Here is a 25,476-nt window from a genome sequence, read left to right as displayed (position 1 = left end):
CCTGATAATTGCGCCGGTCCGGTCAAGCAGCCGTCAACCACCCGCGCAGGCAGAACTGCGATCGCGGGTCGTTGAGCTATCGTATTAACCGTAGGTTGCAGCAGATCCGCTATCGCTCGGCGATCGGAGGATCGGGGAGGACCGAGCGATGCGCAGCGATCAACGGCCCGTCGGGGAGCAGGTCGCCCCGCAAACCGACAAGGTGCTCGGACTGCTCGATCTGCTTGTCGTCGACGACGATGCCACGCAACGCATGCTGATCGCCGGTGCGGCCGAGAAGGCCGGCTACATGGTGACCCATGCAGAGTCCTGTGCCGAGGGCACGGCGCTGGTCCGGGTCAAGCATTTCGACTGCATCACACTGGATCTGAAGCTCGAAGATGGCGACGGCGCCGACGTGATGCGTGCGATGGCGGCGGTCAAATACGATGGCCCGATGATCGTCATCAGCGGCATGAATTCGCAACATCGCCGCGCCTCGCGCGATCTCGCCAGATCGCTCGGCATGGAGCTTTTGCAGAGCTTCCCGAAGCCGATCGACCTCGCCGCGCTGCGAATTTCGCTCGCCAATCTGCGCAGCACGGTGGCCGGCTTGCCGATCGTGCATTCCTGGGGCGAAGTGTGCGGGCCCCGCTTCGAGTGCAACGGCTGAGCACGCCGGCGTGGTGTGGCCGCCGGTCAGGCGCCGCTCGTGCACGCAATATCCGCCAGGCGAGACACGAACGACGGCGCGTTGGATCTGGCGCGCTTGTGCGCGTCGCCGGCCCCGCGTTCGCAGCGATCGAATGTCGATGATCATTCAAGCAGGCGAAGCCTTGCGAGCCTCGATCGCGCTGCGGTTCGGCACCACTAACTTCGTACTCCTACGTGGCGCAAAATTAACGAGAGCGTAGGCGGCGGGGGGATAAGGCTGGCAGTGGACGTCATTCGCGCCGGTTGAGCGGGAGTCCGTCCGGTCGGCACAGGTGCAGGCGAAAGGCGTAACGCGTATGGACGATCTTCTTCGTGAGTTTTTGACGGAGACCTTCGAGAGCCTGGACACGGTTGACAACCAGTTGGTCCGGTTTGAGCAGGAGCCGAACAACGCGAAGATATTGGACAATATTTTTCGTCTTGTTCACACCATCAAGGGGACGTGCGGGTTTCTAGGATTGCCGCGGCTGGAAGCGCTTGCGCATGCGGCCGAGACCCTTATGGGCAAATTCCGGGACGGGATGCCGGTGACGGGAGAGGCGGTGACGCTGATCCTGACCACGATCGACCGGATCAAGGACATTCTGACCCAGCTGGAGGCGACCCAGGCCGAGCCCGAGGGCGAGGACGGCGACCTGATCGGGGAGCTGGAGCGGCTGTCGATGCGCTCGCCGGAGGAGATCGCGGCCGAGCTCGCCGGCGCGGCGCCGGCGGACGTTGCCGAAGTCGGTGTGGCCGAAGCCCCTGCCGAAGCCGTTGTGGCGGCTGCGGCCGACGCCAATTCGACCGAAGGCACCCTGGTGGCGCAGACGCTGGAGCGTCCGCTGCGGCCTGGTGAAGTGTCGCTGGACGAGCTGGAGCGCGCCTTCCGCGAGACCGAGATCGAGATGGCTTCCCCGCCGCTGCAGCCGGCCGTGAGCGAGGCTCCGGCGGCCGTGGCCGAGGTTGCCCAGCCTGAGCCGAAGCCGGCCAAGCCCGCCAAACCCGCCGCCAAGCCGGCGGCGAAGAAGTCCGGCGGCGACGGCGAGGGTGCGGCGGAAGGTGGTGCCGCCGGCGGCGTCGCCAACCAGTCGATCCGCGTCAATGTCGATACCCTCGAACACCTGATGACGATGGTGTCGGAGCTGGTGCTGACCCGTAACCAGCTTCTGGAGATCAGCCGCCGCCACGAGGACAACGAGTTCAAGGTGCCGCTGCAGCGGCTCTCCACCGTCACCGCCGAGCTGCAGGACGGGGTGATGAAGACCCGGATGCAGCCGATCGGCAACGCCTGGCAGAAGCTGCCGCGGATCGTGCGGGATCTCGCCGCCGAACTCGGCAAGCACATCGAGCTGGAGATGCACGGTGCCGACACCGAGCTCGACCGCCAGGTGCTCGACCTGATCAAGGACCCGCTCACCCACATGGTGCGCAACTCCGCCGACCACGGGCTGGAGAAGCCCGAGGACCGGGCGCGCGCCGGCAAGCCCGAGCAGGGCACCATCCGCCTGTCCGCCTATCACGAGGGCGGCCACATCGTGATCTGCATCGCCGACAACGGCCGCGGGCTCGACACCGAACGGATCAAGGCCAAGGCCTTGGCCAACGGTCTGGTCACCGAGGCTGAACTCGAGAAGATGACCGAGGCGCAGATCCACAAGTTCATCTTCGCGCCGGGGTTCTCGACCGCTGCCGCCGTCACCTCGGTGTCCGGCCGCGGCGTCGGCATGGACGTGGTGCGGACCAATATCGATCAGATCGGCGGCACCATCGAAGTGAAGTCGGTCGCGGGCGAAGGCTCGGCGATCACCATCAAGATCCCGCTGACGCTGGCGATCGTCTCGGCACTGATCGTGGAGGCCGGCGGCGACCGGTTCGCGATCCCGCAGCTCGCCGTGGTCGAACTGGTGCGGGCGCGGGCCAACTCCGAGCACCGCATCGAGCGGATCAAGGACACCCCGGTCCTCAGACTGCGCGACAAGCTGCTGCCGCTGATCCATCTGAAGAAGCTGCTCGGCATCGACGAGGGCGCCAACAGCGAGCCGGAGAACGGCTTCATCGTGGTGACCCAGGTCGGCAGCCAGACCTTCGGCATCGTGGTCGACGGCGTGTTCCACACCGAAGAAATCGTCGTCAAGCCGATGTCGACCAAGCTGCGTCACATCGGGATGTTCTCGGGCAACACCATCCTGGGCGACGGCGCGGTGATCATGATCGTCGATCCGAACGGGATCGCGCAGGCGCTCGGCACCGCGGTGTCGGCGCAGCACGATATCTCCGATCAGGCGGCGGCGAGCCGCAACGCCTCGGCCGAACAGCTCACCTCGCTTCTGGTGTTCCGCGCCGGTTCGAGCCAGCCCAAGGCGGTGCCGCTGTCGCTGGTGACGCGCCTGGAAGAGATCGCCGCCGACAAGATCGAGAGGTCGAACGGCCGCTACATGGTGCAGTACCGCGACCAGCTGATGCCGCTGGTGCTGATGGAAGGCGTCGATGTCGCGACAAGCGGCGTGCAGCCGATCCTGGTGTTCGCCGACGAGGACCGGTCGATGGGCCTTGTGGTCGACGAGATCGTCGACATCGTCGAGGAGCATCTGCACATCCAGGTCGGCTCCAGCCGCGAGGGCATTCTCGGCTCGGCGGTGATCAAGGGCCAGGCGACCGAAGTGATCGACGTCGCGCACTTCCTGCCGATGGCGTTCTCCGATTGGCTGGCGCGCAAGGAGATGCGGCAGACGATGACCACGCGCTCGGTGCTGCTGGTCGATGACAGTGCGTTCTTCCGCAACATGCTGGGTCCGGTGCTGAAGGCGGCGGGCTACAAGGTCCGCGTCGCGACCTCGGCGGTCGAGGGTCTCGCCGTACTGCGCTCGGGTGCGCAGTTCGACGTGATCCTGACCGACATCGAGATGCCGGAGATGAACGGCTTCGAGTTCGCCGAGGCGATCCGCTCCGACACCAAGATGTCGAACCTGCCGGTGATCGCGCTGAGTTCGCTGGTGTCGCCGGCGGCGATCGAGCGCGGCCGTCAGGCGGGCCTGACCGACTACATCGCCAAGTTCGACCGTCCCGGCCTGATCGCGGCGCTGAAGGAACAGACCACGATGCATGCGACGCCCGAAGTGCTGGAGCAGGCGGCATGAGCGAGACCAGGAAGGACACCCCCGCGATGAGCCGCACCATCGACGCGATCAGCGGCAACACCACCCAGTTCGCCACCGCGATGATCGGCGGGCAGCTGTTCGGCTTGCCGATCAGCCGGGTGCAGGACGTGTTCATGCCGGAACGGCTGACCCGGGTGCCGCTGGCGCCCGATGACGTCGCCGGCGTTCTGAACCTGCGCGGCCGGATCGTCACCGCGATCGACATGCGGGCCCGTCTCGGGCTGCCGAAGAACCAGGACGGCAAGCCGCCGATGGCGATGGGCGTCGACCTGCGCGGCGAATCCTACGGCCTTCTGATCGACTCCATCGGCGAAGTCCTGACCCTGCCCGACGAGGGCCGCGAGACCAACCCGGTCAACCTCGATCCCCGCATGGCATCCTTCGCCAACGGCGTCCACCGCCTCGACGGACAGCTCATGGTCGTCCTCGACGTCGACAAAGTCCTCGAAATCGCAAACCAACGTATCGCTGCATGACCTAACGCGCGCCGAACCAGTTCACCGCTCACGCTCTGTCCGGGAAGAATCGCATGACACCGCTCGATTACGAGTACTTGCAAAAACTGCTGAAGGACCGTTCTGGCCTGGTGTTATCGGCCGACAAAAAGTACCTGCTCGAAAGCCGGCTGCTGCCGCTCGCGCGCAAGGCGGGTGTGCCGGGCATCACCGATCTGGTGCAGAAGATGAAGGCCGGCTCCGAGGCGTTGATCCACGACGTCGTCGAGGCGATGACCACCAACGAGACGTTCTTCTTCCGCGACAAGACGCCGTTCGATCACTTCAAGGACAGCGTGATCCCGGAGCTGATCAAGGCGCGTGCGGGGCGAAAGTCGCTGCGGATCTGGTGCGCGGCGTCATCCACCGGCCAGGAGCCGTATTCGCTGGCGATGCTGCTCAAGGAGAAGGCCGCCGAACTCGCCGGCTGGCGCATCGAGATCATCGCCACCGATCTGTCGCCCGAAGTGCTGGAGAAGTCCAAGGCCGGTCTCTACACCCAGTTCGAGGTGCAGCGCGGTCTGCCGATCCAGCTTCTCGTCAAGTACTTCAAGCAGGTCGGCACGATGTGGCAGCTCAATGCCGATGTCCGATCGATGGTGCAGTATCGCCAGTTCAACCTGCTGCAGGACTTCGGCTCGCTCGGCAAGTTCGACGTGATCTTCTGTCGCAACGTGCTGATCTATTTCGATCAGGCGACCAAGTCGGACATCTTCAACCGGCTGCAGCGCGCCACCGAGCCGGACGGCTATCTGTTCCTCGGTGCCGCCGAAACCGTGGTCGGCCTCACTGACGCCTATCGGATCTGCCCGAAACGGCGCGGCGTGTATCTGCCGAACACCGGCGCCGCGGCGTCGTCGCCGAGTCTCGCCGCGGCCGGCCTACGAGCGGGCGCCCTGACGGGGCGATAAAGGAGACCGACGTGGCGTCCGAGACCGGGGCTGAGAGGGTATCGTTCGGGCGTGGCTACAACGTCTGGATTATGGGTATCGATGGCACCTGGCGGCGCAACTGTGTCCTCAAGGCGGTTTCCAGTGTCGACGCCGAGCTCGAGCTGGAAGGCTCTATCGAAGGGCTGAACCTGAAGGAGTTCTTCCTTTTGCTGTCGTCCACCGGGCTGGCGTATCGACGCTGTGAGCTGGTCCGCGTCAATGGCTCGGAGATCGACGTCCGCTTTCTCAGCACGCGAAACAAGAACAGCAAATCGCCGGCTCGCGACGACCACACCGCTTGACGATTCACGACAATGCCGGCGAACGGAGTAGGAAATTGCTAACGATTTCCTTCGTCTTGACCGAAGTCCGGCATCTGCGAACAGATCGTTCAATAGTCGAGTGGTAACGTCGGTTCGCGTTCTGGTTGGCGCCCGAACCGTTTCGGCAGACGAACGGGGCGGCGGTGTCGACCGAGGCCGTGCCGAGATGCTCCCAAAGCGAGCCACCACGATGCAAAATCGAAATTCCTCCGACCCGGCGGTCGACGTTCTGGTCGTCGACGACGACCCGCTGCAGGGTGCGATCATCAGCGGCGTTTGTATCAAGCTCGGCTATCGCCCGCATTTCGCCGCGTCGTATCACGAGGCCGCCGATCGGCTCGCGGCCGACCGGTACGACTACGTCACGATCGATCTGTCGCTCGGCGACCACGACGGCATCGAGCTGTTGCGGCTGATCGCCGACCACGAGACCAAGCCCCGGCGGATCATCGTGATCAGCGGCTGCGACCAGCGGATTCTCAATGCGACGGTGCGGATGGCGCATGCCGTCGGCATGCTCGACACCGTGTCGCTGCCGAAGCCGATCGACCTGGCGCTGCTGCGGAGCGCGTTGTCGACGCTTCCGGAAGCGGCCGCGCTGCGCCGCCGGTCCGAGGCCGGAGCGGCGCGTATCACCACCGCCGATCTGGCGCACGGCATCGACAATGGCGAAGTCTATGCGGCGTTCCAGCCGAAGATCGACCTGTCGAGCGGCAAGGTGATCGGTTGCGAGGCGTTGGCGCGCTGGGACAGCCCGACCTTCGGTGCCGTGGGGCCGGATCTGTTCATTCCGCTCGCGGAGCAGGGCGGGCTGATCAAGGCGGTCACCTTTGGCATGCTGCGTGACGCCATGCGGTTCGCGGCGGCGTTCATTGCCACCGAGCCGCGGTTCGTCGTTGCGGTCAATTTGTCGGCGTCTCTGTTGTCCGACACCTCGCTGCCCGAGGAGATCGAGCGCCTGCTCGCCGAGATCGGCGTGCCGGCGCGCGCGCTGATGATCGAAATCACCGAAACCACGGCGATGGCCGACGTCGGCCGCGCCATGGACGTGCTGCTGCGGCTTCGTCTGAAGGGCGTCGGCATCTCGATGGACGATTTCGGCACCGGCTATTCGTCGCTGTCGGCGCTGGCGCGGATGCCGTTCAGCGAGCTGAAGATCGACCGCTCCTTCGTCAAGGATTGCCTGACCGACGCCGACATGTGGAAGATCGTCTCGTCGTCGGTCGCGATCGCGCATCAGTACAACATGAAAGCAGTCGCCGAAGGTATCGAGGACGCCGCCACTTGGCGCGCGCTCGACGCTCTCGGCTGCGATATCGGCCAGGGCTACGAATTCTCGCGTGCGCTGCCGCGGGAGGCCTTCGTCGACTGGTATCGGGGCTGGACGGCGAGCCACCCTGCGACCCATGGCAATACGGTGACGGTGCTGCAGCGCGGAGCCTGACCCGGCAACTCTCGTCCGACCAAGCCTCCTCAGGCCAGCTCGACCAGTTCGTCGTCGGCCGATGGTTCGCGATGGGCCGCCGCGAAGGCGTCCTTGATCCGGCCGGCCAGCGCCAGATAGTCGGTCTGCGTCAGGTGCGGTGCGGCTTGTTCGAGCTCGCGCGCCAGCGCCGACAGCTTATCGAGACCGAAAGTGGCAGCCGCGCTCTTGAGCGAGTGCGCTTCGCGCTCGATCCGGCGATGGTCCGTCGTCACCTCCAGCGTATCGAACAGGGCGATCCGCGATGCGGTGTCGCGCACGAACACCGACAGCACTGCCAGGGTCGCATCCTTGCCGATCTCGTCGACGAGATGGCCGAACGCCTTGCGACCGACATAGAGCTGTCCCGCCTGCACGGTTTCCGGTGCATCCGCTGGGACTGCGGCGGGCGCCGGAGGCGCTTCGACAGTCGCTTCTCGGGGCGGCGGCAGGGGCGGCTGAGCTGCGGGCGACAGCGGCGGCAGAGCACGCAGAATCGCTTCCACCAGCGCCTTCTTCCGCACCGGCTTGGCGACATGATCGTTCATGCCGGCGGCGCGGCAGGCCGCGGCGTCCTCGGCGAAGGCGTTCGCGGTGAAGGCGATGATCGGCACGACGGCGAGCGCGCCGCCCTGCGCGCGGATCGCGCGGGTGGCGTCGAGCCCGTCCATTTCGGGCATCCGCACGTCCATCAGGATCACGTCGTAGCTGAACCGCGTTGCCGCAGTCACGGCCTCGGTGCCGTCGCAGGCGGTGTTGGTCTGCACCCGGAATTCGCCGAGCATCTGCGCCGCAATGGTGCGGTTGGTCGGATTATCGTCGACCACGAGCACGCGCAGCGGTCGGCCCGACGCCTCGATCCGGGCGCGGAACTGGGCGAACACATCCTGGTCGTCCTGCTCGGGCGGGGCGGCATCCTGGGCGATCGGCAATGTCAGTGAAAAGTGGAATTCGGAGCCTTTGCCCGGCGTCGAGACCACGCCGATCTTGCCGCCCATCTGCTCGATCAGTCGCTTGCTGATTGCGAGGCCGAGACCTGAGCCGCCGAACCGCCGGCTGATCGAACTGTCGGCCTGGACGAAATCCTTGAACAGGGATTCGATCTTGTCGGCGGCGATCCCGATCCCGGTATCGGCCACGATCCAACGCATCCGCGCGCTAGTCGAATCCCGCTCCACGCATTCGGTGGTGACCACGATCTCGCCGGTCGATGTGAACTTCACCGCGTTGGAGAGCAGGTTCAGCAGGATCTGACGGATGCGGCCGGCGTCGCCGGTCAGCGCATCGGGAATTTCGCCGCGCATCTGCTGGCGGATCACCAGCCCTTTGGCGACGGCACGCGGACCGATCACGCTCAGCGTGTTGTCGACGATGCTGTGCGGCGCGAACGGAATCGGCTCCAGACTGAGCCGGCCGGCCTCCAGCTTGGAGAAATCGAGGATGTCGTCGAGGATCTGCAGCAGGTTGTCGCCGGCGTCGTGAATGCCGGCGACCGCCTGGCGTTGCTCGGCGTCCAGGCGCGTCTCAAGCAGGTTGGTGGCAAGCCCGATCACCGCATTCATCGGAGTCCGGATTTCGTGGCTCATCATCGCCACGAAGCTGGATTTGGCGGCGCTGGCCGCTTCGGCTGCCTCGGCGTAGAGATGCTGTTTGCCCCACCAGCGCGCGATCGCGACGCTGCCGGTGATGATCACCAGGGCGCTGATCAGCGACATCGCGATCATCAGGATCGCCATGTCGTGCCAACTCTCCAGCGCGCTGTCCACCGGCTGCGTCACCCGCACCACGATCGGATAGTTCGGCAGAACGCGCGTCACCCGGAGCTGCGAGCCCATGACGGCCTGCTCGTGCCCCCGGCCTCCCGCCGCCACGGCGATCCGTCCGCCGTCGGTCACGGCTGTGCCGATCCTGTCGGATGAAGGATAGCTGACCAGCAGCATGCCGTCGGAACGCACCAGCGAGATCTCGGTGCCGCCGCCGTGCGTGGTCGCGGCGAAGAAGTTCTCGAAATACTGCAACGACAGGGCGCCGAGCAGCACGCCGACGAACCTGTCGTCGCCGGTGGTGACGCGCTGCGCCAGAAAGATGTTCCAGTTGCCAGAGTTGCGGTTCCTCACCGGCGCGCTGACGAAGCTCGAAAGCGTCGGATCGCTGCTGAGCGCCCTGAAGTAATCGCGATCGGATACGTCGACGTCCGGAACCGGCCGGTCCCGTGAGAAGTTGACCAGCTTGCCGCGGTCGTCGATCAGGCCCACGGCCTCGACCTGCGGCATTCCGGTGATCTTTTCGCGGAGCAGCGTGCGGGTGCTGTGCTGCGACATCATCTGCCGGTAGGAATCGCTGTCGGTGACACCGGCCCGCGCAACGTAGTCGCGGATGCTCGACAGCAGCAGGTCGACCGATTTGAACGAGCGGTCGGCTTCTTCCGCCAGCGTCAGCGTGTAGCGGGACAGGTTGGTTTCCGCGGTCTGCAACGTGGTTTCGCGCAGGTTGCTCAGAAAGATCAGATTGGTGCCGACGATGGTGATGATCAGGACCACGGTCGTCAGCCGCAGCGTCACCAGCGAGCGCTTCAGGTTGGGGCGGGCCTGCGGCAGCATCGATGGAAGCCCTCGGTCAGCGATGCAACGGCGAGATCGCAGTGCGCCGCCGCTCGGAGCGTGCCCTTGCGGCGAGCCGGTGTCGGGATCGCGGGCCCAGCGCGGCCGGGTTATCCACGCGAGACCCTGCCGAAATAGATGGTTTGCTTGCTCGAATCCGGCTCATAATGATATTCGGACCGTTGTGGTTCTCAACCGTGGCATGAAACGCTTCGAGCTCCTCGGTCGTATCCGATGGTGATCTGCGTGATGGTATTCGGGCGTGCAGCGTTGAACTTGCTTTTCAGTTAGTAGAGTGGAGGCAGATAGCACCGCTGACCTCGCAAATTGCCCGATCACTATAACGGTTTGGTGCTGTCTTCGAGTTAACTTGGTTCCCCGTAGAACTACGGATTCAAACCAAGCGGTGCGTTCCATCAAAGTTTTTTACCGGGAGGTCGTGCAATGAACGAGCAATCATCGGGGGGAGAGGTCTTCGTTGTCGATGACGACCCGGCTGTGCGTGAAACGCTGTCGATCGTGCTCTCGGCGGCAGGCTATCAGGTGATTTGCTTCGCCGATGGTGAATCGCTTCTTGCGGTCGCGCGCAACCGCAGCCCCGCCTGCATCCTGCTCGATGTCCATATTCCCGGACGGTCAGGCCTGGATATTCTCGCCGAGCTTCACGCCGAGGACTATCCCGCTCCGATATTCATGATCTCGGGAAAAGGCGATATCGCCATGGCCGTCAACGCCATCAAGAACGGTGCGCTCGATTTCATCGAGAAGCCGTTCCGCGGCAAGGAGATCGTATCGCGGGTCGAGGAGGCGATCGAGGCGTTCTCGCGCCGCCGCGACGCCGGCCAGGCCAGCAAGGCGCCGTCGTACAACTTCGCCGGCAAGGAGCCGCTGACGCTGCGCGAGCGGGAGGTGCTGGAGCTGTTCTCCTCCGGCAACACCAACAAGGAGGCCGGTCGCCAGCTTGGCATCAGCCCCCGCACCATCGAATATCACCGCGCCAACATCATGAAGAAGCTCGGGGCACGTAACGCCACCGATCTGGTGCGGACTGTGATGACGGCCCAAAAGTAAGACGGGCCATGCGCCGGCAGCGTCGCCGCTGCCGGCCGAGACGTTGGGGCGATCTTTACATCGTGCCGGGGAAGGCGCCGCCGTCGAGCAGCAGGTTCTGGCCTGTGATGTAGCCGGCGTGGACGCTGCACAGGAACGCGCAGGCCGCGCCGAATTCCTCCGCGGTTCCGAACCGGCCCGCCGGGTTTTCGTTCTTGCGCGCTTCCAGGATCTGCTCGGCTGGCTTGCCGGACGCCTTCGCCTGACCGGCCGCAACGCCGCGCAGCCGATCGGTGTCGAACGGGCCGGGGAGTAGCGCATTGATCGTCACGTTGTGGCGGACGGTCTTGCGCGACAGACCGGCGACGAAGCCGGTCAGGCCGGTGCGCGCGCCGTTGGACAGGCCGAGCACGTCGATCGGCGCCTTCACGGCCGCCGAGGTGATGTTGACGATGCGGCCGAACTTGCGCTCGATCATCTTATCGACCGTCGCCTTGATCAGTTCGATCGGCGTCAGCATGTTGGCGTCGAGCGCCTTGATCCAGTCGTCGCGGCCCCAGTCGCGGAAGTCGCCGGGCGGCGGGCCGCCGGCGTTGTTGACCAGGATGTCCGGCTCCGGGCAGGCCGCCAGCGCGGCGGCGCGGCCCTCGGGCGTGGTGATATCGCCGGCAACCTCGATGATCTCGACATCGGGATAGGCCTTGCGCAGTTCGGTAGCGGCCTGCGCCAGCGCTTCGGCGCCGCGTGCAGTCATCGTCACATGCACGCCTTCGGCGGCGAGCGCCGCAGCGCAGCCGCGGCCCAGTCCTTTGCTCGATGCGCACACCAGCGCGCGGCGGCCTTTGATTCCGAGATCCACGGTTCACTCCAGCTTGGATGGCGATGTCGGCGAGGGCGGTACTGTAGCCAAGCCGTTTCGGCATGGTAAGGGGAGGGCAACGCATAACGCATCAACGGGAAACGCGGCATGGATCCACTGTTCGACGTCAGCAGCGAAGTCATTCTGGTCACCGGCGCATCGCAGGGTCTGGGGCGGCAATTCGCCCGCGTGCTCGCCGCGCGGGGCGCCGCGATCGTGCTGGCCGCGCGGCAGATCGACAAGCTGCAGAGCCTGGAGCAGGAGATCAAGGACGGCGGCGGTCGCGCCGTCGCGGTGCGGATGGACGTCACCGATCTCGGTTCGATGGCGGCCGCGCTCGATCAGGCCGAAGCTGCGCTCGGTCCGATCACCGTGCTGGTCAACAATGCCGGCGTCGCCACCGAGAGGCTCGCGGTCGACACCAGCGAGGCGGATTGGGACAAGGTGATCGGCGCCAATCTCAAGGGCGCTTACTTCCTCGCCACCGAAGTCGCGCGCCGGATGATCGCGCGGCAGCAGGGCGGCAACATCGTCAATATCGCCTCGGTGCTCGGCCAGAGCGTTTTGAAATTCGTCTCGCCCTACGCGATCTCCAAGGCCGGCATTATCCAGGCGACCAAGGCGATGGCGCTGGAGCTCGCCAGCTCGCGCATCCGCGTCAACGCGCTGGCGCCGGGCTACATCGACACCGACATCAATCGCGAGCTGTGGGCGACACCGGCCGGCGAGAAGCTGGTCAAGAGCATCCCGCAGCGTCGCGTCGGTCACGAATCCGATCTCGACGGCGCCATCCTGCTGCTCGCCTCGAGCGCCTCGCGCTACATGACCGGTAGCGTCGTCACGGTGGATGGCGGATTCTTGCTCGGGTAGCAATGAGCACCACGTTTCAATGGTCGTTCCGGGGCGCGAGCGCAGCTCGCGAGCCCGGAATTCATAAGCCCTGTGGCGCGAGGGGAAGCATGAGTGTTTCTCACTCATGCCTGATGGTGAATGCATCCTGGAACGACTGAACGGGACGTCGATTACGCGTCGGGGGGCGGCGCTCCGTCGTCATTCCGGCGCGCTCACGAAGTGATCGAGTCCGGAATCTCCATCTGCAACAATCTCGGGATTCCGGGTTCGCGCTGCGCGCGCCCCGGAATGAAGTCACTAGCAAGACGACGTCAGTTCGTCCGCATCTCCTCGCGGATCATGTCGGCGGCTTTCTCGCCGATCATGATGGTGGGAGCATTGGTGTTGCCGCCGATCAACGTCGGCATCACCGAGGCGTCGACGATGCGCAAGGCCCCGATGCCATGCACGTTCAGGCGCGGATCGACTACCGCCGTCGCGTCGCTGCCCATCTTGCAGGTGCCGACCGGATGATACACCGTGTCGACGCGGGCGCGCAGGATGGCGCGGATGTCGTCGTCGGTGCGGACATTGGCGGTGAACAGATCCTTCTGCTGCAGGGCGCGCAGCGCCGGCGTCTCCATCAGCCGCTGTGTCGTCTTGTAGCCCGCCACCATGGTTTCGAGATCGTCCGGATCGCCGAAGAAGTTCGGATCGATCCGCGGCGGCGCCAAGGGATCGGCGCTGGCGAGCCCGACGCTGCCGCGGCTCTTCGGCCGCAGCAGACAGAAATGGCAGGAAAATCCCGTGCCCCAGTGCCGCTTGCGGCCGTGATCGTCGACCATCGCCATGCCGAAATGCAGCTGGATATCCGGCACGTCGACGTCGGGACGTGTCTTCAGGAAGCCGCCGCATTCGGCGAAGTTGGTGGTCAGCGGTCCGCGGCCCTCGCGGCGATATTGACCGATCGTCGACAGCAGCCGGGCGATCCCGGTGAAACTGGTGCCGGTGAAATACGGGCTGTCCGACTGATAGGCGAAGATGAAGTCAGGGTGATCCTGCAGGTTCTGGCCGACGCCCGGCAGATGGTGCACCACGTCGATGCCGTGCGCCTTCAGCGCGGCGGCATCGCCGATGCCCGACAGCATCAGTAGCTGCGGCGATTGGAAGGCGCCGGACGCGAGGATCACTTCGCGGCGCGCGCGGATCTCGCGGATCTGATCGTTCTGCCGATACGCGACGCCGACCGCGCGACCGCCTTCGATCAGAATCCGGGTCGCCTGCGCGTCGGTCTCGACCCGCAGATTGCGGCGCGCTCCGATGTGCGGATGCACGTAGGCGCGTGCGGCGCTCCAGCGCTCGCCATTGTGCTGGGTGAGCTGATACAGGCCGAGGCCTTCCTGCTCCTCGCCGTTGAAATCGTCGCGGATGCGAAACTGCGCCTCGCGCGCCGCTTGCAGGAAGATCTCGTGTGCCGGATTGTCGGTCCGCAGCTTGTTGACGTGCAACGGTCCGCTCTGGCCGTGATAAGCGCCGTTGAAATCGGAGTTGTTTTCCGAGCGCTTGAAGTAGGGCAGCACGTCGGCGTAGGACCAGCCGGCATTGCCGAGTTCGGCCCAATGGTCGTAGTCCCATTTGTGGCCGCGGATATAGACCATGGCGTTGATCGCCGACGAGCCGCCAAGCCCTTTGCCGCGCGGCTGATAGCCGACGCGGCCGTTGAGGCCGGGCTGCGGCACCGTCTCGAAGTGCCAGTTGTTCAGCTTGCTCGGCACCATCAGCGACAGCGCGTAGGGCGTCTTCACCACCCAATTGTCGGCCGTGCCGCCGGCTTCGAGCAGCACCACCGAGGTGCCGGCATCCTCCGACAGCCGGCCAGCCACGGCGCAGCCGCCGGAGCCGCCGCCGACCACGACGAAATCCACTGTTTCGCTCACGAGCGTTTCCCTCCGCGATGTTGTTTTATTACTTGCCGCCGGCTTCTTCGGCCGTGCGGGTGTTGTCTTGTTACGACATCAGGCGCAGCACCTTCGACATCCGCGCGATCTTGGCGCCGTAGGGCGGATACAGATCGGCGAACCGGTTGTAGGGCGAGCGATAGAAAATCGGCTTCATCTTGGTGAAGGTGTTGAAGCCCCATTCGCCGTGATAGGCGCCGGTGCCCGAGGCGCCGACGCCGCCCATCGGCTGATTGGCTTGGGCGAAATGCACCAGGCAATCGTTGATGGTGACGCCGCCCGAGACGGTCCGCTCCAGCACCTGGTCGCGCGCGGCGTCGTCGGTGCCGAACCAATACAGCGCCAGTGGCCGGTCGCGGCCGTTGATGAAATTGATCGGCTCGGTCGGCTCGCTGTAACCGAGGATCGGCAGCAGCGGACCGAAGATCTCCTCCTGCATGATCTTCATCTCGGGCGTTGCCCCGAGCACGAGGGTCGGCGGGAATTTGCGCTTGCCCGCCCACGCGGCATCGTCGGCCGAGGCGGGCTGCAGCAGCCGCGCGCCGCGTGCGACAGCATCGTCGACCAGGCTCTTCAGCCGCGCGTAGTGATGCTCGGCGATGATCGAGGTGTAGTCCGGATTGGCCGGGTCGGTGCCCCACATCTGTTGCATCGCGCCCCAGATCTTGCCGGCGAGGGCTTCGACTCTGTCCTGCGGGGCCAGCACGTAGTCGGGCGCGATGCAGGTCTGGCCGGCGTTCATCAGCTTGGCGTAGGCGATCCGCGGTGCCACCTCGTCGAGATCGGCCGACCGGTCGACGATGGTCGGCGATTTGCCGCCGAGTTCGAGTGTAACCGGGGTGAGGTTCTTTCCAGCTTCAGCGGCGACGATGCGGCCGACGCGAGTCGAGCCGGTGAACATCAGGTGGTCGAACGGCAGCCGCGCGAAGGCCTCGGCGACGCCGGCCTCGATCCCGGTCACCATCATCTCGCTGGCATCGAACTTGGCCGCGACGGTCTCCTGCAGCAGTGCGGCAAAGTGCGGCGACAATTCGCTCGGCTTGATCATCACCCGGTTGCCGGCGGCGATCGCGCCGATCGCAGGCGCGACGGTGAGCTGCAGCGGATAATTCCACGGCGCAATCACGCCGACCACGCCGAGCGGTTGCGGCAGCAGCCGGTTCTTGCCCGGCAAGAACTGGAGCTGGGTCGAAACCTTGCGCGGCGCCATCCAGCGCTTGAGATGCCGCGAGGTGTGCTTGATGTCGCCGAGCAGGCTGAGCGTCTCGGCGATCAGCGTCTCGGTCGAACTGCGGTGACCGAAATCGGCGGAGATCGCCTGCTCGAATCGTTTTTCGTTGTCCTTGATCAGCGCGCGCAGCCTGGCGAGCCGGTCCTGACGCTGCTCCAGCGTCGGCGGCGGTTCGGCGCGCGAGATCTCGAACATGCGATGAAAGCTGTCGTGGAGCGCATTGCCCCCGAAACCGCCGACCGGCTGGTCCATCTTTCGCTCCCTGCGATGCCCGTTTGGCTCGAGAATGGGCTGATTTTCGCGAAGTCTCGCAGGGGAAGAGGATTCCGGCAACCACACCGGGTTCCGGCGCTGTCATATAATCTTGAAAATCTTCGCCGAAATCGTCCCTTGGGGCTTTCCAAATCCCCCGGGCATTGCTAGACACCCCTCGCGCCCCGGGCATTCGCCCCGGGCACCTTCTCAGGAAGCCTCCGGGAGGATCGATCAGCGCCTTTAGGCGTTGATGGTCATCGGTTTTCTGAAAGCCGCGCAAGGTTTAACGCGGGGTGGAGCAGCCCGGTAGCTCGTCAGGCTCATAACCTGAAGGTCATAGGTTCAAATCCTATCCCCGCAACCAAATCTGGATCGTCAGATCAGTGATCGAGCCCGCCGCGTGCGGGCTTTTTCATGTCTGGCGGCTGAGGCGATTGGGCAGACGGTCATGCGGCGCTGGACGATCGTGCAGCCTGCGCGACAGCCAACGCTGAAGATCGGCCAAGAGATCGGCCAAATCCGCTCGAAGACCACATTTTTGTAAGCTATATCAATACATTGCGTGAAATCCAAAACGGCCAAACTGGCGGCGTCGTCCGCCGTCGATGGTCGCAAGTCCACCCGATAGGCTGTCAGCTTGGGCTGGTGACGCAACTGTCTGCATGCAGTTGTCATACGCGCAATGGATCAGCCTAACGCCACAACGGTTCTGAGTGTCCGGGTCAGCCGCGAGGAGCGCGCGATGCTCGAAGCTGCGGCTGAGCAGTCGCGCACCAGCCTCAGCGAGTTCGTGCGCTGGAAGTCGGTCGAAGCGGCGGAGATCGATGTTCTCAGTCGCAGCGTCGTCACCATGCCTGCGAAGGACGTCGGCACCCGTGGGCGAACCACGTCAGCGGTGCCTCGCGGGTCAACGTCATGACCGACCCGAAATCACACCGGATCATCGGCTATGTGACGCTGAGCGCCTGTCAGATCGAACGGGCCTATCTGCCGAAGCCGCAGCAAAGCAACCAGCCGGATCCGGTCCCGGTTCTGCTGCTGGGCCAGCTTGCGGTGGACAAGGCTTATCAAGGTCGGGGGCACGCCGCTTCATTACTGCAGTTTGCGTTGAAGTCGGCGCTGCGTGCCGCCGAGATCGTGGGATGTGTCGGCGTGGTCACCCATCCGCTCCACGACGGAGTCCGTAGATTCTATGCGAGTTGGGGCTTCAGGGATCTGCCGTTTGATCCTCAGCGTGCGGTGATCATTCGGATGTCTGAACTGCAACAACATCTCGGTGTCGCGATCGGATGAGCACCTTCCGCCATCGCCTCCCGGCTTGATCCTCCCGCTCCCGATCTGATCTAACGGACACGACCTCAGCCGCCAGCGGGCGCTGTGCTTGCACCGCTGGTGGCGAACCGGACATCGACTGTGAAATCGCTCGGCATCATCTTTCTGCTGGCCCTGGCTGTGTTCGCCTACGGGCTGTATTCGGACATCACGCTGACGCGCTGCGCGCGCGGGACGATCACGGCGGCGCTCGGCCTGTGCTCAGGCGGTGAATGACGCGCGGTCGTTCGCAACCGATCGGGCTTGCGGACGTAATTCATCGCGATCCAATCGAGGAGAGCCGGGCGGCCCGAACGCAGGCAGCCGCTAACCGGCCGGGATCGCATGGCCATAGCGGTGGCCCGCCGCCAGCTGAACCATGCTATGGGACGCGATCTCCCGTTCGAAGGCCTTCGATGATGGTTTCAACCAGCCGGTCTGCTGTCGCCTCCGCTTCTATGATCGAGGCTGCAAGCCGTTCGTCGGCGAACTCGTCATATTCGATTGCGACCGTGTGGGTGTCGTTGATGCCAAGATAGGCCAGCGGCACTTTCAGTCCGGCTTCGACCAGGTTGGCAGAAGCGAGCCGCCCGCCCGCGTCGTAACCATAGTCGCCGCGCGCTGTGAGGATGACGAGGCGCTTGCCCGGCGGCAGCATGGGCCAATACGGCTCGCCAACGCGCGCGCGGTCGAAGCCGAAGGTGACGCCGACCCGAACGACATTGTCGATCCACGCTTTGAGCTGCGCAGGTATTCCGAAATTATACATGGGCGCGCCGATGATAATCAGATCGGCGGCAACCAACTCGCCCGTCAGTTCATCGCTTTCAGCTAGCACGGACAGCTGCGCGGCGTCGCGCCGCTCGGGCGGACAAAAAGCGGCGGCGATCCAGGCGCCGCTGACGGGCTGCGGCGGCTCGATGCCGACGTCACGATAGGTAACGATATCCATTGGCCGGGTGACCGACCACCGGTCGACAAAGCGGCGGCTCAGGCGCCGCGTATGCGAGCCATGGCGTTCGCGGTTCGACAGGCCAGATCGCGCGCTGGCATCAATGTGAAGAATGCGCAATGGCGAAGACGTGAGCATGAAGCAACCTCGTTCATCTGTATTGAAGTCGAGGTTCGAATTAACATCTTGAAATCGGTATTAACGAACATGAATATCTCACCTGATGGCTGAATATGATTCACCAATGAGGCGCCGCCGCCTTCCTCCTTTGGCTGCACTGCGGGCGTTCGAGGCAGCGGCACGGCATTTGAGTTTTCGCAAGGCAGCGGAGGAATTGGCCGTCACGCCAACCGCTGTCAGCCATCAGATCCGCCTGCTCGAGGAAACGCTGGGTGTCGCGCTGTTCGTGCGGCACGTCCGGCGCGTCGACCTGACCGAGCTTGGTCAGCGCCTCTATCCCGTGCTCAGGGATGGCTTCGATTCCTTCGAGAAGGCCATTTTGGCCTTAAACCCGCAGAGCCGACGCAAAGCTGTAACGTTGACGGCGCCGATGCTCTTTGCCGCCCGCCGATTGTTGCCGGCGCTTGGGGCATTCCGCCTAACTTATCCGGCCTTCGACCTGCGCCTTCATGCCGCTGACGAGTTGATCGATCTGCAGTCCGGTCTGGCGGATATCGCGGTTCGCTATGGCCCCGGCCCATTTCCTGGTCTCGTCGCTGAGCCGCTCCTCTCGGAGCGTTTCGGTATACTGTGCAGTCCGCGGCTTGGCCTGTCCGGACCGGACGATCTCAGGGAGGCGGTTTTGATCCACACGGAATGGAAGCGTCCGGGGATGGCGCCAGATTGGAAACGCTGGACGCGCCTGGCTGGAATGACAGGCCTCCCCATCGGGGAGGGGCCGCGCTTCACTGACGATGGCCATGCTCTTCAGGCCGCCGTTGCCGGCCACGGAGTGGCTATCGCCAGCCTCATTCTGGCCAAGCCCGAGATCGAGGCAGGTTTGCTGGTCCAGCCCTTTGGGCCTGATATTGCTGGAGAGACTTATCACATCGTTGCCACTCCGGAGAACATGGCTTGCGCCGATGTCCAGGCTGTACGGGAGTGGTTATCAAAGCAGTATGGCCCGCTCCCGATCTGATCTAACGGACCTCAGCCGCCAGCGGGCGCTGCGCCTGCACCGCTGATAGCGAACCGGACATCTGACGTGAAATCGCTTGGCATCATCTTCCTGCTGGCCCTGGCTGTGTTCGCCTACGGGCTGTATTCGGACATCACGCTGACACGCTGTGCGCGCGGGACGATCACGGCGGCGCTCGGCCTGTGCTCGGGCAGCGACTGACCTCGGCCGTTCGCAACCGCTTGGGTTTGCGGACGTAACTCATTGTCATCAATCGAGGAGGGGCTGGCGGCATGAGCGCAGGCGACAGCGGCTTTTACGAGGGCGTCGCGGTGTTTCGCGGCTTCCGCAGCCTGATGGATCCTGCCCTCTACGCGCCGCTGCCGGACGATTGGATCATCGGCGTCGCCGACATCGTCGATTCCACCCGCGCGATTGGGGAGCAGCGCTACAAGTCCGTCAACATGGCCGGCGCGGCGGTGATCGCGGCGGTGACCAACGCGCTTCAAGGGCGCGAATTCCCGTTCGTGTTCGGCGGCGACGGTGCCAGCTTCGCGGTGGCGCCGGCCGATCTGGCGGCTGCCCGCGATGCGCTGGCGGCCACCGCTGCCTGGGTGCGTGACGAGCTCGACCTGACGATGCGGATCGCGCTGGTGCCGGTCACGGCGATCCGCGCCAACGGGCTGGAAGTCCGCGTCGCGCGGTTCGCGCCGTCGCCCCACGTCAGCTACGCGATGTTCGCCGGCGGCGGATTGGGCTGGGCCGATGGGGCGATGAAGCGCGGCGAATTTTCGATTCCGCCGGCGCCGCCGGGCACCGTGCCCGACCTCTCCGGCCTGTCGTGCCGGTTCGAGGATATGCCGGCGCGGCGCGGCGTGATCCTGTCGGTGCTGATCGTGCCGACCGCTAAGGCCGATGGGGCGGCGTATCGCAGTCTGATCGAAGATATCGTGGCGCTGGTCGAATGCAGCCCGGAGGCTGGACGGCCGGTGCCCCGCGAGGGCCCGGGATTACGCTGGCCGCCGCAGGGCCTCGACCTCGAAGCCCGCGCCGAGCACGGCGGATCGCTGACGCTACGCCGCGCCGGCCTGCTGGTCCGGACGCTGTTCAGTTACTTGATCATCCGCCTCGGCATCACGGTGCGCGGCTTCGTGCCGCGACGCTATGTGGCCGAGCTGGTGGATAACTCCGACTTCCGCAAATACGACGACGGCCTGCGCATGGTGCTCGACTGCGCGCCGGAGCTCGCCGACGCGCTGGAGCAGAAGCTGGCCATCGCTGCGGCCGCGGGTGTTGTCCGCTACGGCGTGTCGCGGCAGCAATCAGCGATGTTGACCTGGTTCACGCCCTCGGTGATGCGCAGCGATCACGTCCACTTCATCGACGGCGCCGGCGGCGGCTATGCGTCCGCCGCGCTGGCCCTGAAGGAGATGCCGGAAGGGGCGGTCGGCTAGCGGCTGAGCGTCCAGGTCTCGCCGCCGCACAGCGTACCGACGCAGCCTTCGACCAGCAACGTGGTCGGGCCGGTGTGCGAGATGCTGCTCTGGTAGGTTTTGCCGTCATCGGCGTTGTAGATGTGACCGCTCCATTTGCCCTGCGACACCGGGCGCATGTCGCCGAAGATCTGCAGGCCGATGATCGGGCGCGAGGCGAGCTGCGGATCGGCGTTCTTGTCGTCGACCTGCGGTTTGCCGGTGTTCGGATCGGTTGGCTGCTTCAGCCAGACGATGCTACCGCAGAGCGCGTTGCCGCAGCTCTTGATCCGGACCTTGGCGTCGCCGGCCTGGGTCAGCCAGGTGCCCTGCGGGCCAGCCGACTGGGCCATCGTTGCGGCGGGCGACAGCGACACCAGGGCAACCAGGGCAGCAATGACAAAACCGGACCGAACGGCCATTCGATATCTCCAAACGATACGTGTGGGAGCCGCGAACAGCATTCAGACGCAGTGCGGCGGGCGGTTGGATAACAGAGCGCCCGATTCGTGCAATCGTGTGACCCTTGCTGCGCGCTGGGGATAATTCTGATTCACTTGACCCAGCGTGTCAGATGGACCGCGGCGGCGCTGCCGAGGCCATAAACCACCATCGCGGCGGCCACCATCACGAACATCGCGGACGCCGGGGCGCCGAAGGCGACCAGTGCCGAGCCGCCAACGGCCACCAGCACCAGCCTCGCGGTCGCGGCCAGCACCGGCCCGCCGACCTTGGCGGCGCCTTGGCTGGCGAAGTACAGCGTCACGCCAAGGCCGAAGAAGCCGAAGCCCGGACCGGCGAGGTGGAAGTACGAATGCGCGGCCGCGGTGACGGCCGGATCGGTGGTGAACAGCGATACCCACAGCGCCGGCCGGATCGCCAGCAATGCCCCGACCAGTCCGACGATCACGGCGGACACCGCGCCGGCAGTCCAGGCCACCCGCCGCGCACGCGCCACGTCGCCGGCGCCGATCGCCATTCCGACCATCGGGATCGAGGCGACTCCGACAGCGAACGCGATCGGGATCAGCAGAAATTCTAGGCGCGAGCCGATGCCGTAGCCGGCGAGCGTGGTGGTGCCGTAGCTCGCCAGCACCTTGGTGAAGATCAGGATCGTCAGCACCGATTGCAGCGGCGCGAGGCAGGCGAGGGCGCCGACCTTCAGGATGTCGACGAAGATCGGCCGCTGCAGACTGAACGAGCGCACTTGCAGCCGCAGCCGGCTGCGACCGCTGCCGAGATAGATCAGCAGAAACAGCGCGCCGAGCGTGAAGGCGACGGCCTGACCGGAGGCGACGCCCGGCATGCCGAGCCGCGGCATGCCGAACAGGCCGAGTCCGAACGTACCGCCGATCACCACCTGGAGAGCTGCGACGCCGAGCAGCACCGCTGCCGGCAGGATCATGTCGCCGGTGCCGCGCAGAATCGAAGCCAGCGTGTTCACCAGCCAGATCGACACCGCGGCCGAGAACAGCACCACCGAATAGCTGCAGGCTTGTTCCAGCACTTCGCCGCGGCCGCCGAGCAGCGCGAACAGCGAGCGGCCGAACGTCAGCATCACCAGCGAGAACACCAGGCCGCCGCCGATCCCGATCAGGATCGCGTGCAGTGCCAAGACGCCCGCGCGGACCGGGTCGCCGGCGCCGAGCGCGCGGCTGATCGCCGACGAGACCCCGCCGCCCATCGCGCCAGCGGACATCATCTGCGTCAGCATCGCGAACGGAAACACCAGCGCGATCGCCGCCAACGGCTCGGTGCCCAGCCGGCCGATGTAGGACGTCTCGGCAACCGCCACCAAGGCGGTGCCGAGCATCGCGATGGTGTTCGGCGTCGCCAGCCGCAGCAGCGTCGGCAGGATCGGTGCGGTCAGCAGCCGGTTCGGCGGCGGAGCGGGGCGCGACGTGTCGGCCGGTGCCTCGATGGTCATCTGATCGCTCCCCGGATGCCGCCTTGGATGCGCCGGCGGTCTTTTGTATGATGGTCGAAATACAATAAGCGCAGATGCCGATCGGGCACAAGTGCCGTGGCATTGCGCGCGGCGCGGGCGCGGCGGCGTTTCGCGCAGGTCTCGTGGGCGCGCGGGGTCGGCAGGCCTCACCCCTGCATCTTGCGCAGAACCCGGATACCGCGGGGATGGATGGTCAAATCTCCCAAACCAAGGCATGAATGCAGACAAATATTCTCCCGGGAAGGAATTCGCTCATGAAGGCTGCTCAGCTCAGCCCGTTTCAGCGCTGGTCGATCCTGATCGGCGCCTCGGTTCTGCTCAGCCTGGCCATGGGCATGCGGCAGAGTTTCGGGCTGTTTCAGCCCTCGGTGATCCGCGATGTCGGTATCACCAGCGCCGACTTCTCTTTCGCCACAGCGCTGCAGAATATCATCTGGGGTGTAACCCAGCCGATGGTCGGGCTGCTCGCCGATCGCTACGGCACCCGCTGGGTGATGCTGGGCGGCGTCCTCGTCTACGCGGCCGGTCTGGTGCTGATGATGGTCGCCGACTCGGCGCTGATGTTCACACTTGGCTGCGGCGTCTGCGTCGGCATTGCTCTGTCCTGCACCGCCTCCAGCATGACCATGACGGTGACCTCGCGCACGGTGTCGCCGGCCAAGCGCAGCGTCGCGATGGGCGCGGTGTCGGCCGCGGGCTCGCTCGGTCTGGTGCTGGCCTCGCCGCTGGCGCAGACGCTGATCTCGACCGCCGGCTGGCAGATGGCGCTGATCGGCTTTCTCGGCCTTGCAGCGGCGATGCTGCCGTCGGCGCTGTTCGCCGGCCGCGCCGACAAGCTGGAGATCGACAAGGCCGATGACGTCAAGCAGTCGGCAGGCGAGGTGGTGCAGGCCGCGCTCGGCCACTCCGGCTTCGTGGTGATGGCGCTCGCGTTTTTCGTCTGCGGTCTGCAGCTGGTGTTCATCACCACGCATCTGCCGAACTATCTGGCGATCTGCGGCCTCGATCCGTCGCTCGGCGCTTCGGCTCTGGCGGTGATCGGGCTGTTCAACGTGTTCGGGTCCTACGCATTCGGCTGGCTCGGCGGCAAGTTTCCGAAGCAGTATCTGCTCGGCGGCATCTACATCGTGCGTTCGCTGACGGTCGCGGCGTATTTCTACTTCCCGGCCTCGGCGACCACGACCATCGTGTTCGCCGCCATCATGGGCTCGCTGTGGCTCGGGGTGATTCCGTTGGTCAACGGCCTGGTCGTGCAGCTTTTCGGGCTGCGCTACATGGCGACGCTGACCGGCATCGCCTTCCTCAGCCATCAGGTCGGCTCGTTCCTCGGCGCCTGGGGCGGCGGGGTGATCTACGACCACCTCGGCAATTACGACCGCGCCTGGCAGGCCGCGGTGCTTATCGGCCTGATCGCCGGCTGTGCCCAGATGCTGATGAACGTCCGCCCGCCGGCTAGGCGCGAGGAGCTGGTGGTGCCGGTGACCGCCTGAGCGTGCAGCGGGCCGCCGCAGCCCGCGGCGGTAGCATCGCCCACCTGCGGTAAGCTGTTCATGTCGCAGCGGTATCGGCTTCGGCGCCGCCACTGCGACACGCTGTTGCAAGTTAGAATAGATATTGGGTCCAGGCTGGGAACCTTTTATAAGGGTTCCCGTTAAGACGACGTCCCCCACCCATCGTGGAAATGAATCATGACCTTCACGCTTCCCGAATTGCCGTATGCCTACGACGCCCTGCAGCCGTACATGTCGAAGGAGACGCTGGAATATCACCACGACAAGCACCATCAGGCGTATGTCACCAACGGCAACAACCTGCTGAAGGGCACCGAATTCGAGGGCAAGTCGCTCGAGGAGGTGGTCAAGGGCTCGTTCAATAAGAACGCCCCGTTGTTCAATAACGCCGCCCAGCACTACAACCACATCCACTTCTGGAAGTGGATGAAGCCGAACGGCGGCGGCAGCAAGCTGCCCGGTGCGCTGGCCAAGAAGATCGACGAAGACCTCGGCGGCTTCGAGAAGTTCAAGACCGATTTCGCCGCCGCCGGTGCCGGCCAGTTCGGCTCGGGCTGGGCCTGGCTGTCGGTCAAGGGCGGCAAGCTCGAGATCTCCAAGACTCCGAACGGCGAAAATCCGCTGGTTCACGGCGCCACCCCGATCCTCGGCGTCGACGTCTGGGAGCACTCCTACTACATCGACTATCGCAACAAGCGCCCGGACTACCTGAAGGCGTTCATCGAGAACCTGATCAACTGGGAGTACGTCGAGGAGATGTACTCGAAGGCCTGATCGGCGCAGTTCGATCACGACATGGAAAAGGCGGTCGCGGTGCGGCCGCCTTTTCTTTTGGCAGCGGCACCCGGCTATGCGGCTTGCGGTCGCACCCGTGCTGCTGCAAGAACGAAGTCAGGGCAACGATCGGATACGGAGCAATTCTCGAATGGCCTATCTCGTGGTGTTCGTGGGCGGCGGGCTCGGGGCGATGTTTCGCCACTTCATCAACACGTTCAGCGGCCGGTTGCTCGGCACTGCGTTTCCCTATCACACCTTCTTCATCAACGTGACCGGCTCGATCGTGATGGGGCTGATCGCCGGCTACTTCGCCTTCAAGGGCGGCTCGTCGCAGCACGTCCGGCTGTTCCTGATGACCGGCATCCTCGGCGGCTACACCACATTCTCGGCGTTCTCGCTCGACGCGGCGCTGCTGTACGAACGCGGCGCGGTCGGGCTCGCGGTGCTCTACGTGCTCGGCTCGGTGGTGCTGGCGATCGCCGGCCTGTTCGCCGGCATGGCTCTGATCCGCGCGATGACTTGAGTTTCTTCGTCATTGCTGTGCGAGTTCACTAATTCGT

24 protein-coding genes and 1 tRNA gene are annotated in these 25,476 nt (G+C 65.0%); 18 read left to right on the top strand and 7 right to left on the bottom strand.

Annotated features, from left to right (window positions below; all coding sequences use genetic code 11):
- Window positions 1–148: 148 nt before the first annotated feature.
- The 6 genes from M9H71_RS12445 (at window position 149) to M9H71_RS12420 (ending at window position 7,026) form a co-directional block, all read left to right on the top strand.
- Window positions 149–652, top strand: coding sequence for a response regulator (locus M9H71_RS12445; RefSeq protein WP_455405309.1), 504 nt, complete (start codon window positions 149–151; stop codon window positions 650–652).
- A gap of 337 nt (window positions 653–989) precedes the next feature.
- Window positions 990–3,812, top strand: a complete 2,823-nt coding sequence (locus M9H71_RS12440) for a hybrid sensor histidine kinase/response regulator (RefSeq protein WP_455405308.1) — start codon at window positions 990–992, stop codon at window positions 3,810–3,812.
- Window positions 3,813–3,838: 26 nt separating this feature from the next.
- Entirely contained in the window at window positions 3,839–4,309 is a 471-nt protein-coding gene (locus M9H71_RS12435; protein WP_455405411.1) for a chemotaxis protein CheW, read from the top strand.
- Window positions 4,310–4,362: 53 nt separating this feature from the next.
- A complete protein-coding gene (locus tag M9H71_RS12430; RefSeq protein ID WP_455405307.1) occupies window positions 4,363–5,238 on the top strand; it encodes a CheR family methyltransferase in 876 nt (291 codons plus the stop codon).
- 11 nt (window positions 5,239–5,249) lie between these two features.
- Window positions 5,250–5,561, top strand: coding sequence for a PilZ domain-containing protein (locus M9H71_RS12425; RefSeq protein WP_455405306.1), 312 nt, complete (start codon window positions 5,250–5,252; stop codon window positions 5,559–5,561).
- Window positions 5,562–5,772: 211 nt separating this feature from the next.
- Complete coding sequence (locus M9H71_RS12420) at window positions 5,773–7,026, top strand: EAL domain-containing response regulator (RefSeq protein WP_455405305.1); 1,254 nt, start codon at window positions 5,773–5,775, stop codon at window positions 7,024–7,026.
- Window positions 7,027–7,055: 29 nt separating this feature from the next.
- On the opposite strand, the gene M9H71_RS12415 is transcribed toward M9H71_RS12420, so the two are convergent.
- Window positions 7,056–9,644, bottom strand: coding sequence for an ATP-binding protein (locus M9H71_RS12415; RefSeq protein WP_455405304.1), 2,589 nt, complete (start codon window positions 9,642–9,644; stop codon window positions 7,056–7,058).
- Window positions 9,645–10,088: 444 nt separating this feature from the next.
- Here M9H71_RS12415 and M9H71_RS12410 point away from each other — a divergent pair, with 444 nt between their 5' ends.
- Window positions 10,089–10,715, top strand: coding sequence for a response regulator transcription factor (locus M9H71_RS12410; protein ID WP_455405303.1), 627 nt, complete (start codon window positions 10,089–10,091; stop codon window positions 10,713–10,715).
- A 55-nt stretch (window positions 10,716–10,770) separates the two neighbouring features.
- Here M9H71_RS12410 and M9H71_RS12405 read toward each other — a convergent pair whose 3' ends face one another.
- Window positions 10,771–11,553 carry an SDR family oxidoreductase gene (locus M9H71_RS12405; RefSeq protein WP_455405302.1) on the bottom strand — a complete coding sequence of 261 codons (783 nt, stop codon included), beginning with the start codon at window positions 11,551–11,553 and terminating at the stop codon, window positions 10,771–10,773.
- Between the two features lie 108 nt (window positions 11,554–11,661).
- On the opposite strand from M9H71_RS12405, the gene M9H71_RS12400 reads away from it, so the two are divergent.
- Window positions 11,662–12,423, top strand: a complete 762-nt coding sequence (locus M9H71_RS12400) for an SDR family oxidoreductase (RefSeq protein ID WP_455405301.1) — start codon at window positions 11,662–11,664, stop codon at window positions 12,421–12,423.
- 293 nt (window positions 12,424–12,716) lie between these two features.
- Here M9H71_RS12400 and M9H71_RS12395 read toward each other — a convergent pair whose 3' ends face one another.
- Both M9H71_RS12395 and M9H71_RS12390 read right to left on the bottom strand, forming a co-directional pair.
- Window positions 12,717–14,321 (bottom strand): GMC family oxidoreductase, encoded by a 1,605-nt coding sequence (locus M9H71_RS12395; RefSeq protein ID WP_455405300.1) that lies wholly within the window; start codon window positions 14,319–14,321, stop codon window positions 12,717–12,719.
- A gap of 70 nt (window positions 14,322–14,391) precedes the next feature.
- Window positions 14,392–15,825: a coniferyl aldehyde dehydrogenase gene (locus tag M9H71_RS12390; RefSeq protein ID WP_455405299.1), complete on the bottom strand. Its 1,434-nt coding sequence runs from the start codon at window positions 15,823–15,825 to the stop codon at window positions 14,392–14,394.
- Window positions 15,826–16,115: 290 nt separating this feature from the next.
- Here M9H71_RS12390 and M9H71_RS12385 point away from each other — a divergent pair.
- The 4 genes from M9H71_RS12385 (at window position 16,116) to M9H71_RS12370 (ending at window position 17,376) form a co-directional block, all read left to right on the top strand.
- Window positions 16,116–16,192: transfer RNA gene (locus tag M9H71_RS12385), tRNA-Met, on the top strand.
- 318 nt (window positions 16,193–16,510) lie between these two features.
- On the top strand, window positions 16,511–16,747 hold the full coding sequence (locus M9H71_RS12380; protein ID WP_455405298.1) for a plasmid mobilization protein: 237 nt from the start codon (window positions 16,511–16,513) through the stop codon (window positions 16,745–16,747).
- Window positions 16,744–17,121, top strand: a complete 378-nt coding sequence (locus tag M9H71_RS12375; protein ID WP_455405297.1) for a GNAT family N-acetyltransferase — start codon at window positions 16,744–16,746, stop codon at window positions 17,119–17,121. The genes M9H71_RS12380 and M9H71_RS12375 overlap by 4 nt, the downstream gene beginning before the upstream one ends.
- A gap of 120 nt (window positions 17,122–17,241) precedes the next feature.
- The gene (locus tag M9H71_RS12370) at window positions 17,242–17,376 is read left to right on the top strand and encodes a hypothetical protein (RefSeq protein WP_455405296.1); all 135 of its coding nucleotides are present in this window, start codon (window positions 17,242–17,244) and stop codon (window positions 17,374–17,376) included.
- A 145-nt stretch (window positions 17,377–17,521) separates the two neighbouring features.
- Here the strand turns inward: M9H71_RS12370 and M9H71_RS12365 are convergent, their stop codons facing one another.
- Complete coding sequence (locus M9H71_RS12365; RefSeq protein ID WP_455405295.1) at window positions 17,522–18,229, bottom strand: FMN-dependent NADH-azoreductase; 708 nt, start codon at window positions 18,227–18,229, stop codon at window positions 17,522–17,524.
- An 85-nt stretch (window positions 18,230–18,314) separates the two neighbouring features.
- Here M9H71_RS12365 and M9H71_RS12360 point away from each other — a divergent pair, with 85 nt between their 5' ends.
- The 3 genes from M9H71_RS12360 (at window position 18,315) to M9H71_RS12350 (ending at window position 20,662) form a co-directional block, all read left to right on the top strand.
- On the top strand, window positions 18,315–19,229 hold the full coding sequence (locus M9H71_RS12360) for a LysR substrate-binding domain-containing protein (protein ID WP_455405294.1): 915 nt from the start codon (window positions 18,315–18,317) through the stop codon (window positions 19,227–19,229).
- Between the two features lie 66 nt (window positions 19,230–19,295).
- Window positions 19,296–19,430: a hypothetical protein gene (locus M9H71_RS12355; protein ID WP_013503510.1), complete on the top strand. Its 135-nt coding sequence runs from the start codon at window positions 19,296–19,298 to the stop codon at window positions 19,428–19,430.
- A gap of 71 nt (window positions 19,431–19,501) precedes the next feature.
- The gene (locus M9H71_RS12350; protein ID WP_455405293.1) at window positions 19,502–20,662 is read left to right on the top strand and encodes a DUF3095 domain-containing protein; all 1,161 of its coding nucleotides are present in this window, start codon (window positions 19,502–19,504) and stop codon (window positions 20,660–20,662) included.
- Here M9H71_RS12350 and M9H71_RS12345 read toward each other — a convergent pair.
- Window positions 20,659–21,102, bottom strand: a complete 444-nt coding sequence (locus M9H71_RS12345; RefSeq protein WP_455405292.1) for a DUF2147 domain-containing protein — start codon at window positions 21,100–21,102, stop codon at window positions 20,659–20,661. The two genes, M9H71_RS12350 and M9H71_RS12345, sit on opposite strands and share 4 nt — an antisense overlap.
- Window positions 21,103–21,233: 131 nt before the next feature.
- Window positions 21,234–22,607 (bottom strand): MATE family efflux transporter, encoded by a 1,374-nt coding sequence (locus tag M9H71_RS12340; RefSeq protein WP_455405291.1) that lies wholly within the window; start codon window positions 22,605–22,607, stop codon window positions 21,234–21,236.
- A 275-nt stretch (window positions 22,608–22,882) separates the two neighbouring features.
- Between M9H71_RS12340 and M9H71_RS12335 the strand changes: the two genes are divergently transcribed.
- From M9H71_RS12335 to crcB, 3 genes are all read left to right on the top strand, one after another.
- Window positions 22,883–24,118 carry an MFS transporter gene (locus tag M9H71_RS12335; protein WP_164606239.1) on the top strand — a complete coding sequence of 412 codons (1,236 nt, stop codon included), beginning with the start codon at window positions 22,883–22,885 and terminating at the stop codon, window positions 24,116–24,118.
- A gap of 198 nt (window positions 24,119–24,316) precedes the next feature.
- Window positions 24,317–24,913, top strand: a complete 597-nt coding sequence (locus tag M9H71_RS12330) for a superoxide dismutase (RefSeq protein WP_164606240.1) — start codon at window positions 24,317–24,319, stop codon at window positions 24,911–24,913.
- 151 nt (window positions 24,914–25,064) lie between these two features.
- The gene (gene crcB, locus M9H71_RS12325) at window positions 25,065–25,439 is read left to right on the top strand and encodes a fluoride efflux transporter CrcB (RefSeq protein ID WP_164606241.1); all 375 of its coding nucleotides are present in this window, start codon (window positions 25,065–25,067) and stop codon (window positions 25,437–25,439) included.
- The last annotated feature ends 37 nt before the right edge of the window (window positions 25,440–25,476 follow it).

The sequence above is a fragment of the Rhodopseudomonas parapalustris genome (assembly GCF_053772255.1).
The sequence above is the reverse complement of the archived record's forward strand: the minus strand, read 5'-3'. Positions and strand labels throughout refer to the sequence as shown.